This window comes from Clostridium culturomicium (assembly GCF_000821305.1).
Taxonomy (GTDB): domain Bacteria; phylum Bacillota; class Clostridia; order Clostridiales; family Clostridiaceae; genus Clostridium_J; species Clostridium_J culturomicium.
Window position 1 is genome coordinate 1,198,841 of record NZ_CCXK01000017.1, and the last position, 11,892, is coordinate 1,210,732.

The following is an 11,892-nucleotide window of genomic DNA, read 5'->3' on the forward strand; positions in this document are numbered from 1 at the left end:
ATATTTTAAATTGGGGGTATCATTATGTCAACGCAAAACAATACATCTACCGTAGCCATTCAACTATCCGATAGAAAAAGGATTGCTGTACAAGCCGGATGTGTATGCTTAATGCTTTCCATCGCAATGCTTGGACTTAGTTTTAACGTTCTACAAGGCCCAATTCTAATAGAAATGAATGCAATGAAATATTTTTCATTATTAACTATTTTCGCTAGTCTTGGTCTAGTTATAATGACACCAATTGGAGGAAAACTTGGCGATATATTTGGAAGAAGAAACATAGTAGTGATTTCTGGGAGTATCGCAGTGGTTTGCGGTTTAGGTTTAAGCTTAGTTAAAACCATAATTCCATTTATGACTTTAAGACTTATCTTAAGTGCAGCACAGGGTGCCTTTACTGCTGCCCCTTATATCATTGCTCGTGAAATTAACGAAGCAAAAAATGTGCCTAAGGTTATGGGAATCCTTGCAAGCTCTGTTGCCTTTGGAGGCTTTGCAGGAAGCATCATCGCTGGAGCTCTTGCAGATGCTGGACTCCTTAACATTGCTATCGCGTTTCCTGTACTTCCATTAATAATAGGTATTATTCTTATTGCTATAAACATGCCAAATAAAAAACGTGAAGGTAAAACTCCTATGGACGTTTTAGGTATTGTAGTTCTCACTTTAGCAATCAGTTCTTTTGTTCTTTCTCTAAACTTTGGAAGTTCCTTAGGTTGGACTAATCCAATAATATTACTAGGCTTTATTGCCATGATAATATTCTTTTTCCTCCTTGTTAAGGTTGAGAACAAAGCCGTTGACCCAATTATTCCAATGAGACTTTTTAAAAATAGAAATTATACTACCTTGCTTTTAGTTGGATTTTTAGCTTATTTCTATATGACAACTATGAACACCTATGCACCTCTTGCAGTACAACAAGTAATGAATGAATCCGCGACTTTATCAGGGATTCTACAAATGCCACGTACAATTATTACAATGCTTCTACCTGCCCTTGTTGGTGTATGGGTTGGTAAAAAACGTGATAACTTCTGGATTGGTATGGCCATATCCTCAATTTTAGTTGCTGTAAGCTTCATTCCTTTATGCTTTATAAATTCTACTACCTCAATAGTACTTATGATTTCTTTAATTGGTGTAACAGGTTTAGCTGAAAGTATTAGAGGTGTAACTGTAACTGCAGCCGCTCAAAGCTTCCTTGATCCAAAAGATATCGGGGTTGGAACAGCTTTAGTTAACTTCTTCAACTCTGCAAGTAGTTTAATATCTGCTGCTGTTTGTGGTGCTGTTTTTAATGCAGCAGGCACTAATGTTGCAAAAGGTGTAAATGGCACTTTCGTAGTTGCGGTAGCTTCATCAGTTCTTCAATTTATTATCGTTGTTATGTTTATACGTAAAGCAATGAGAACACAAAAACCTGCTAATTCTAATTCGATTGATGCAATTTAATTAGAAAAAGAGTGCTTCAAGACTATCTTGAAGCACTCTTTTTAACCTTCTAATTCTACCCAAAGCTCCATAACTTCCTCCAGCTTTCTGTTTAATTCTTCCTTTCTACAGTATAGCCCATTAAGCTCTTCATAACCTTTTACACCATTAGCCATTTCTAAATCAATGGTTGATATTTCTTCCTCAAGAACTGCAATGTTTCTTTCCACTTTTACCTTTTCAGCTTCTCTTTTTTTATTTTCATCAACACTCTTAGGCTTCTTACTCTTCTTAACCTGAACTTCTGTATCTTTAACCACACCAAGACTTCTTTTTTCAGCTACACTTTTATAATAATCATAGTTTCCAGGATAGCTTATTAGACTATAGTTCTCTATTGCAATAATCCGTTCACTAATTTTATTTATAAAATACCTGTCATGTGATACAAAAAAGATAGTTCCTTTAAATTCTTCCAAAGCTTCCTCCAAGGTTTCAATCGACTCAATATCTAAATGGTTAGTTGGCTCATCTAGGATTAATAAGTTAATATCCTCATATAAAAGCTTTGAAAGCTTTAACCTTATTTTTTCTCCTCCAGAAAGATGCTTTATCTTTTTAAACACACTATTGCCATAGAACATAAACTTAGATAAATATTCACGAGCCTTTCCTTCAAGAATCGAAATATCTTCTCTAAAATATTCAAGTACCGTTAATTGTTCATTAGTGAACTGTATATTCTGTGGAAGATAAGATGCTTTTACACTAGCACCAAATTCTACTACTCCGCCATCTGGTACTTCTTCACCTATCAGTAGTTTTATAAATGTGGTTTTTCCACTTCCATTTTCACCAATAATGGCAACTCTCTCTCCGTAATTAATTAGCATATTAGCTTCTTTGAAAATCTTCTTATCCTTAAAACTTTTTGTAAGCTTTATGGCTTTTATAGTTTCATTCCCTGACCTTCCTGCTCCATTTAAGGTCAGCTTCATGTTCTGCCTTTCAAAAATTGGTTTATCAATTCTATCCATCTTATCAAGCTTTTTCTGCATACTTGCAGCTCGCCTAAAGAACTTATTGTTATCTGCCCTCATTGCCCAGTCCCTTAAACTCTTTATGGTATCTTCCATAGCATTTATCTTCTTTTGCTGTTCTCTAAAATTTTCAAATTGAATCCTCATATCCTCTTTTTTCTGATTAACAAAAGCAGAATAATTCCCCTTGTAAGTTTTGCATACCATATCCTCTATCTCTACAATTTTAGAAACTACATTATCAAGAAAATATCTATCATGGGAAACTATGATTACAATTCCTTTATAACTTTTCAAGTAACCTTCAAGCCACTCAATAGAATTCATATCTAAATGGTTTGTAGGTTCATCTAAAAGTAAGATATCCGGATTATCTATTAAAAGCTTTCCTAAGATTACCCTGGTTTTTTCCCCACCACTTAAAAGATTGAAATTTTTATTTAAAAAACTGTCATCAAACTTTAGCCCTATACAAACCCTTCCTAGCTTTTCTTCAATTTCATAGCCACCTTTAACTTCAAATAGCTGAACCAATTCACTATATCTTTTTAAAGTTCTTTCTAATTCAATACCTTTTAACACTTTCATTTCTTCTTCTAAAGAATGCATATCCTTCTCTATCCCATGAACCTGTTCAAATGCCAAATTCAAAATATCAATAACCTTTAAACTTTCATCATAACTTGGTACCTGCTCTAAATAAGCACAGGTTGCACCTCTGGTCATTGAAATAAATCCTTCGTCATACCCGGGACTTCTTGCCCCTGGATATCCAACACAATAATTCATTGGTTCTATTCCTGCGATTAATTTTAAAATGGTACTCTTACCACTGCCATTTGCTCCAACTATTCCAACCTTTTCCCCCGAATAGACCTGAAAGGTTATATCTTGTAAAACAAGGGTAGCATCCATATACTTTTTTATTCCCGTTACTAATAATTCATCCATTAAACTTTCCTTCTTTCATTCACAATATTTGTGAATCTTTATGGATCGGCAAAACATGATTAACTTATTAAGTTTATATATAAAATAAAAAAGACTGAAAGAAGATTCAATCTCCTTACAGTCTGAAAAAATTCGAAATTCTTATAATTTATGAGTATTTCATATAAGTAAAATTTAGATAGCCTTTTTCATCTATTTAAATTTCCTTATATACTACTCCCCAAAGCCACTTAACATGGTCAAGTACTTCAAAATATTTTTGAAGTATAAAAAAATTATATTTTCAAATCTCAATAAAGTAAGTTACCTTCTAAATGCCTAATTCCATAAAGAGTACAACAATAAGACCTAACATTATTAGGTTATTTTTACTCAATATAAAATACATATTAATTTTAAATTAATATAAATCTTAACATTTAGCTGGTGTCATAACTCACTTTCCTCCAATTCTTTTTTCTTATTATAGCATAGCTAGAAATTATTGTAAAGTTCTCATCACCACATTTCTAGTTATGCAATTAATTCTTTATCCACCTTTTTTCCTATAATTGACTTAAAATATCATTGCCACTCAATACTAGTTTATCTCCAATCTGGATAACTGTTGATCCTTTAGGTACGATGATTTGGTCTTCACGCTTTATCATGACAATAAGTATATCTTCTGGTATTTCTGCATCCATTATAGCTTTTTCTGCCCACTCGCTATGTTTTTTTATGTCAACTTCCACTAATTCAGTATTGATGTCACCCATATAATCTGTAAATGTTTTTAATGCTGAACTATCATCTTCATGATCAACTAAATTTAACTTATTTGCAACTTTAGGTATGAGTGTGCCCTGTAACGCTACAGAAAATAAAGCAATAAAGAATATTATGTGAAATATATCATTTTCAATATTAACTCCAAATGTTACTGCAAATATAGCGAAAACCACTGAAGCTGCCCCTCTCAGACCAACCCATGAAATAAATAATTTTTCATTAAGGGTAAATTTAAATGGACTAAGAATTGCAAATACAGCTATAGGTCTTGCTACTAATATTAAAAATACAGTTATAGCAATGGCTTTTCCAGTAACCTCCGGAAGCCTTGATGGAAATGATAATAGGCCCAGCATAAAAAACAAACTTATTTGCATAATCCATGATATACCATCAAAGAAATGAAACATACTTTTCTTATGTGGTATTTTACTGTTTCCTATTATTAATCCGGCCAAATATACACTTAAATATCCATTTCCACCAAAATACTCACTAAGTGAATAGGATAATATTGTAGCCGCCGTTACAAAAATCACATAAAATCCATCGATCTCAAATTTAAAATGTCTAAGTATATATACGGTTATCTTAGCAATTAAATATCCAATAATTAATCCCAAAAAAACCTGCTTAAATATTAAAATTACTGCTGAACTTACAGAAACACTTCCTGGATTCTTCATTATACTCAATATTAAAATAGTAATCATATAAGCAAATGGGTCATTACTTCCACTTTCAACTTCTAAAATTGAAGCTATGGATCCCTTTAAATTTAGTTTTTGAGACCTCAATACTGCAAATACAGAGGCTGCATCCGTTGAAGCAACTATGGCACCTATTAAAAATCCCTCCAACAGTGTAGTCTTCAATATAAAATAACAAAACATTCCCGTAAGGCCTGACGTAACAACAACTCCAAGCGATGACAGCAACACTGACGGAATTGCTACTGGTTTTGCTACACTCCAATTAGTACCAAATCCTCCATAAAACATAATAAAAACTAGCCCTAAAGAGCATATCTTACTTGTTAATTCAAAATTATCAAAATAAATTCCAACTAAACCATCTGACCCAAACATCATTCCTAGCACAATAAAAATAAGCAGCATAGGAACTCCAAACTTATATAGAACTTTACTTGAGGTAATACAAATAATTAATACCAATCCACTAATTATCATCAATTCGGTCATATAACTCCCCCTTTTAATCTTTTAATAAAAAACACCTTATACTTTATATTATTACATGACATCTAATAATTGTCACAAAATCAAAACACATTTAGATTTATAATTTTAGCAAGATAATATTTCCTTACAACAATATAATACCATTTATTCACATTTAATACTAAATACTTTTTGCTTAGTTATTTTTACTATAGCCAGATTTTTTATAGAACGTTGCATGCTTATATTAACTTTCTTAAATATTAAAATAAAAATGAGCATCCACCTTAATCTTTTAGATGCTCATTAATATATGAACTACATTAGAATTCACATGGACTATTTAGTTGTTTTCTTTTAGTTATAAACTCAAACTTTTATTTTTTACTTCTTTTAAAAAAAACTCTTTTTGAAACTTCACTACTTCCTTCTGTAAATTTTCTATAAAATTCTGCTCCGAGATTACTTATAACTATTATAACTATAGATAAAATAATAAAAGATAAGTAGGATAAGCTATCTCCTGCTATAATTAATGCTGTCCACCCGATTAATATCCAATGGATAAAATATATAGGAGTTGCATTCATACTCCATCTTGTCATTAAATAAATTAACCCTTTAGGAATATAAGGCATAATAAAGCTAATTAAAGAAATCTCTAAAATTACAAAGGCTGTGAATGTTATATTGTCTGTAAAAAAATGATGATAATATGCTATATCTGTATTTAGTCCACTCTGCAATCCTATTGACCAATTAAATGTAAAAATACCTCCAAAGAAAAATAAAGCTGAAGCTATAGCTGCTCTTATATAAAACTTTCTTTTATCCTGACATCTTATAAGAAGGCATCCAAATAAATAACCTGTCAAGGGATAAAAAATCCATGTGAGGAAAGGAAAGTATGAATACTCACTTGCCCCCCATATTAAACCTATAAATAAAGACGCCCAAAAATTATCTATATTGATATCTGATAAAAATATATTTGATAATGCAAAAGCGATAGCACATATGGTTATTGTTAGGTAATCCTCTCTTAAGTATTTTAACAATCCAAAAAAAATCATAGCTAGCCCTGCAAATTGAAATATATCAACACTAAAAAGTTGAACTAAAGCACCATAATAAAAACTTAAATCCCGTAAAATAAAGTAATTAATTAAATAAGGGAGAAATCCTCTAAGAAAATTAAGAATATACCCTCCTGCTAAAAGCATCAAACCTCTTTTAAAAAATACCTTTGGCTCCTCATGCTTAGTATAATTTACTCCTACACCTAGTAGGAACATAAACATTGGTGCAGCTGGCAAACCTCCAACGAAATCAATTATTTTTCCAAACCAACTACTAATTACTTCCTCCTTTGAAAAATATAATTGAACATGAACCAATATCATAAAAAAAATCGCCAGACCTCTTGCTACATCCAGCTCTAATTGTCTGCCTGTATTACTTTTTTCTTCTGTAAACATAAAAATGCCTCCTAAACAAAGCTTTTAGATTTGCTTTTTTCTATCAAATCTATTTTGCTTTTTTTCTTGTATTTAGGATTTCTAATTTTATTCTCAATTATTACAAAGGATTGTTATCATGACTATTTTTCCATAATATAATCCTCACTTAAATTTTACTTGTACTTAAAATTTATTCATCATCCTAATCTATTATTCCTTGTACTTTTTTCAAAAAAATAATTGTATAAAGTCTTCTTGGTTAAGGCCTAAAAACAAAAAAACACCTATATATTTGAATTTCTCCAATATATAGGTATAAATTCTCTTTTACTTTTCAGCCTTCCATAAACTATGAAGATTGCAATAAGCATAAGCTGCTATTACCTCGTCAGTGTCTGTAAGCATAAACTCTGCCATAGGTGCATCTTCTGGAGCTAATACTTTTCTTTGATTTCCGTCCTTAGTTTCTATGGAAATCCACTCAATGTAATGCTCCTTAACCATAGGATGTGCAATAGCTCCAACTGAAACAGTTACCTTATTGCCCTCAACAGCTATAACTGGCACATGTTTTTCAGTTGCTGCATCTGAAGTTCCTGGAATTATCTCTTGCATTTTCTTTCCACAACAGAATACTGGCACCCCTGATTTTTTAACATAGGTCACTATGTTTCCGCAAGTCTCACAAATATAAAATTTTTGTTCCATAAATATATCCTCCATTGAAAATTTACTTTTGTTTTAAATTCTATTCTTAAAACAATGTGATTATTACTATTATTCTACATATACCTGAAATATCCTTCTTTTAAAGATAAACTCCCACAGCTATAAAATTAATAATCTGTGGGAGCACTTAAATTAACTCAATTATTTTTCTTCATATAATTCAAAAATAGTATCATCCTTAATAATGAAAGCTATTCTTACCCCTGGTCCAATCTCTACTGGCCCAAATATCAGCTGCTGTGCTTCTGCTATATAAGGCCCTGCATCATCAACCTTATAAGCAACATGAGGATTCTTATGCATTATTTCTGGGAATGGTGTACCTTCTTCAAATTTCAAGTACTCAATTTTATAATCATAATCATCTGGATTACTCATCCAAAGCTTCATATCTTCGTTATAAGTCATTCCTTGTCTTAAATTTGTTACTGGAATTCCAACGTGCATATATTGTGCTGACATAATTATATCCCCCTCAAACTACTTTATTTTGTTTTTAACATCCCTATAAAATTCATAGGCAAGCTTACTATTATAATTTTCATGTACAACTTTACCTATTGCTTTACACATTGCAAGCGGATCTTCTGCTTGGAAAATATTACGTCCCATGTCAACTCCTGCAGCTCCTTCCACCATAGCTTTATACGCCATTTCAAGAGCTTCATCCTCTGGAACCTTTTTCCCACCTGCCACAACTATTGGCACTGGGCATGCAGCTACCACCTTTTCAAAATCATCGCAATAATAGGTTTTTACTATATGAGCTCCAAACTCTGCAAGCATCCTTGTCGCAAGAAGAAAAAACTTTGTAGTTCTCTCCATCTGCTTACCAACAGCCACAACTCCCAGTGTAGGAATTCCATACCGATTTCCTGCATCTATGGCTTTACAAAGATTTTCGATTGAAGACTTCTCTCCTGGTGCTCCAATAAAAGTTTGAACCGCCATACAAGAAGCATTCATTCTTATTGCATCTTCAATGTTAACTCCTATAACTTCATGACTCATATCATCATCAAGAACGCTACTTCCCGCTGAACATCTTAAAGCTAATCCTTTATTAAAGGTTGGAGGTACACAAGTTCTAATAGCTCCCCTTGTTGCCATAAACACATCCACCTCTGGAGCAAGCTTTGGAACAACTAAGTCTAATCTCTCAAGTCCAGCTGTAGAACCCATGATGTAACCGTGGTCAAAGGCCAACATAACTGTTTTGCCTGTAGCTGGATTGAAAATTCTAGACAATCTATCCTTCATTCCCCAATCTGCATGTTCAGCTCCCTTAACATGAAAATTCTGCTTAGGTGGCCTTATATCCAAATGATAATCCTTTTCTAATTGATTTCCGTCTTTATCTGCCATTTTACTAACTCCTTACTACTTCTTTAAAGCTGGTGTATTACAAGGAGCGTTCCAATAATGTACTAGCTCATCATCCATTCTAGCCATAAACATTTGGAAACCAGCCTGCTCTTGAACTGTTAAGAGTTCTCCAACATGATTTGCAACTAACTCTATATTTTTCTCTTTTAATAAAGCTTCACATTTTCTAAATACAATGTATAACTCCATCAAAGTAGTCGCTCCAGTTCCATTAAGGATAAGCATTACTTTTTCTCCTTCTTTGATGCTTAAGTCATTAATTAAAGCATTAAGCATTATTTCAGCAGTTTCATCAGCTGACTTCATTGGCTGACGTCCACCACCACCTTCACCATGCTGTCCCATTCCTATTTCCATTTCATCTTCATTTAAATCAGCAAGAAGACTTCCTGTGGCAGGGTGAGTTGCTCCCTTAACTGCCACTGCTAAAGTAGCCATATTATCTGCAAATCTTTGAGCTATAGCAGCAACTTCCTCTAAGGATTTTCCTTCAGCAGCTGCAGCTCCAGCAATTTTATAGGTTGGAATACAGCCTACTAAGCCTCTTCTATCATCACTATTTTCACGAGGAGCATTTGCTATATCCTCTTGGGTAACAACCTTTATTACATTTAACCCTTCTTTTTTGCAAGTCTTCATTGTTAAATTTCCTGTTAACATATCTCCTGCATGGTTTAAAACTATATATAAAACACCCTTACCTTTGTCTGCAAGTTTTATAGCATCTACACATGCCTTTGGCCCTGGTGCTGCAAAAACATCTCCAACAACAGAAATATCAACCATTCCTTCTCCAACAAAACCACTAATTGCTGGTTCATGACCTGAACCACCTTGAGTTACAATTGTTACACGTTCAGCTTCTGTAAGTTTATTATTAATTACCATTCTACCTTCACCTAAAGTAACTAAATCCTTATGTGCTGCTTCAAATCCTTCTAATAATTCAGCTGTTAAGTTTGATTGATCATTGATAAATTTCTTCATCTTCATAATTGATACCCCCATAATATTATTAAATTACTTTTTAAACGAGAAAATTTCATCTTTTAACTAATTACTTTATTCCCTCTGCGAGCCCAACAAAGAAAATTGATGCACTCACTGCTCCAGCATCTGGTGTTCCTATCGTTTGTTCCTTATAGCTTCTAGCACGTCCATATTTCGAAATAAAAGCTTCACTTGCTTTAGCTCCTTCAACTGCTGCTTTACTAGCACTTGTAAGCACTTCTGTTATATCATCTTCAGCTTTATTTGCTGCTTCCACTGCTGGAATTAAAGCATCCATCATAGTTTTATCTCCGACCTTTGCCTTTGTAATATCCTCCATTGCACTTAAGCTGCCTAAAAACATCTTTTTTAAAACTTGTCCGTCTATTTGATCTATACCTCTTAAAGGTTCTGCCAATCCACCAATCATAGTTCCATAAAGGGGTCCTGCACTTCCACCATTCACAGACATGATTTCATCCCCTAAATCTTCTATGAATTCCCCAAGTGATTCATCCCCCCACTCTGAAACTTTTCTCTCTATCAGCATAGCTATCTTATTTATTGTTACTCCATGGTCTCCATCACCAAATCGTGAATCTATATCACTTAAATACGCACTTTCTGCCTTCCAAAGCTCTGCAACCTTTAAAAGCATCTTCCCAATGCAACCTTTATCAATTAACATTAGTAACACCATCCTTTCGATAAAAGTATCATTTGTAACTTTAGTTTATCACCTTTGTTAATTATTTGCAATAAATTCCCAGAATATTTTGCTAATTTTTTATTATTAATTATTTAATATTTAAACTCTCTTAACTTCACCTTAATAAAGTGGAAGCTATGGAGAATTAATAAAGAAAACACCTGATAATTCAAAAGTTTATCAGGTGTTACATTTTATTTTTATATTTTTCATTTTATATTAATTCTAAAACTTCCTTTACTGCATTCTCCGGAGCAATCAAATGGTCTATTAATCGAGCTTTTAATGCAGCTGCTAATGCTTTAGGATTTATATTAGAAGCACATATTCCAATGACATTCTTTGTTTCCTTCAATAACTGGATTGGAATTTGTATTGCAAAATCCATATCAGAATAGATTATTTCTCCCTGTATATTCACATAATAATTTAATATACGGCCAACAGCTTTCTTCTTTTTAAGGATATCTCCAAAACGTGCTACTGATGCAAAGTCAGGACTTGATGGATAATTACCAATGTTAACAATAGCTGTATCCATATTGCTCCAGCACTTAAAGGTTTCTTTATAATTTTCTAATTCTCTCATTATACAAAGTTCTTGTTCTGAAGCTAAAACAGCAGGCGCATATAAATAAGTAGGATTAGCTCCTGCTACCATAGAAAACACTCTAACCAGCTCATTTGAGTGGTAATTTCTATTTCCTATACTGCTGTTACCTACTAGTGGACAAATACTCTTTGCTAAGCCCTCCATAGTCTCTTCCTGTTCCATAATTGAAATCAAATTGCCAATAATCTGGCCCCATCCAATTCCATAATTATTTCCCTTTAACTCCATCATATAAGTTAAAGCAGCTTTTGAAAGAGCATCATTGGTGAGATTATCATTATTTAAGTTTGGTACAACTACACCACCCTGAAGATCAAATATGTTTTTCAACTTATTTAAAGCAGTTTTATTCCCCTCAAAAGGAGAACGAATTTCTATATTTACAATTCCAAGCTCCTTAGCTTCCTTAAGCATTCTGCTTACTAAAGGTCGTGAAACCTCATATATCTTTGCTATTTCACTTTGCGTTCTATCCTCTTCATAATATAATTTTGCTATTTTAATTAATTTTTGCATTTTTTCATTACTTATGTTCATATTCACCACTCACATTTGTCAAAATATACTTTACATAATTAACCTTAACATAATTTTCACCTTATTTCAAATATAAATGGGAGCCTAA

The 11,892-nt window shown here is 32.8% G+C and carries 10 protein-coding genes; 1 reads left to right on the top strand and 9 read right to left on the bottom strand.

The features are described 5' to 3' along the window. Window positions 1–24 precede the first annotated feature (24 nt). Window positions 25–1,458: an MFS transporter gene (locus BN1075_RS18075; RefSeq protein ID WP_040194718.1), complete on the top strand. Its 1,434-nt coding sequence runs from the start codon at window positions 25–27 to the stop codon at window positions 1,456–1,458. Window positions 1,459–1,499: 41 nt separating this feature from the next. Here the strand turns inward: BN1075_RS18075 and abc-f are convergent, their stop codons facing one another. The 9 genes from abc-f to BN1075_RS18120 all read right to left on the bottom strand — a co-directional run bounded on the left by abc-f (window position 1,500) and on the right by BN1075_RS18120 (window position 11,783). Beyond that, the gene (gene abc-f, locus BN1075_RS18080; RefSeq protein WP_040194720.1) at window positions 1,500–3,428 is read right to left on the bottom strand and encodes a ribosomal protection-like ABC-F family protein; all 1,929 of its coding nucleotides are present in this window, start codon (window positions 3,426–3,428) and stop codon (window positions 1,500–1,502) included. Between the two features lie 545 nt (window positions 3,429–3,973). Continuing rightward, on the bottom strand, window positions 3,974–5,401 hold the full coding sequence (locus tag BN1075_RS18085; protein WP_040194722.1) for a potassium/proton antiporter: 1,428 nt from the start codon (window positions 5,399–5,401) through the stop codon (window positions 3,974–3,976). A 356-nt stretch (window positions 5,402–5,757) separates the two neighbouring features. Further along, window positions 5,758–6,858: a heparan-alpha-glucosaminide N-acetyltransferase domain-containing protein gene (locus tag BN1075_RS18090; protein ID WP_040194723.1), complete on the bottom strand. Its 1,101-nt coding sequence runs from the start codon at window positions 6,856–6,858 to the stop codon at window positions 5,758–5,760. Window positions 6,859–7,167: 309 nt separating this feature from the next. Further along, a complete protein-coding gene (locus BN1075_RS18095; RefSeq protein WP_040194724.1) occupies window positions 7,168–7,548 on the bottom strand; it encodes a desulfoferrodoxin family protein in 381 nt (126 codons plus the stop codon). A gap of 162 nt (window positions 7,549–7,710) precedes the next feature. Then, entirely contained in the window at window positions 7,711–8,031 is a 321-nt protein-coding gene (locus tag BN1075_RS18100; RefSeq protein ID WP_040194725.1) for a hypothetical protein, read from the bottom strand. An 18-nt stretch (window positions 8,032–8,049) separates the two neighbouring features. After that, window positions 8,050–8,934: a 3-hydroxy-5-phosphonooxypentane-2,4-dione thiolase gene (lsrF, locus tag BN1075_RS18105; protein WP_040194728.1), complete on the bottom strand. Its 885-nt coding sequence runs from the start codon at window positions 8,932–8,934 to the stop codon at window positions 8,050–8,052. 15 nt (window positions 8,935–8,949) lie between these two features. After that, window positions 8,950–9,948, bottom strand: coding sequence for a dihydroxyacetone kinase subunit DhaK (locus BN1075_RS18110; RefSeq protein WP_040194729.1), 999 nt, complete (start codon window positions 9,946–9,948; stop codon window positions 8,950–8,952). Window positions 9,949–10,012: 64 nt separating this feature from the next. Next, a complete protein-coding gene (locus BN1075_RS18115; protein WP_040194730.1) occupies window positions 10,013–10,633 on the bottom strand; it encodes a dihydroxyacetone kinase subunit L in 621 nt (206 codons plus the stop codon). A gap of 235 nt (window positions 10,634–10,868) precedes the next feature. Continuing rightward, window positions 10,869–11,783, bottom strand: a complete 915-nt coding sequence (locus tag BN1075_RS18120) for a sugar-binding domain-containing protein (protein WP_235777835.1) — start codon at window positions 11,781–11,783, stop codon at window positions 10,869–10,871. Between the last annotated feature and the right edge of the window lie 109 nt (window positions 11,784–11,892).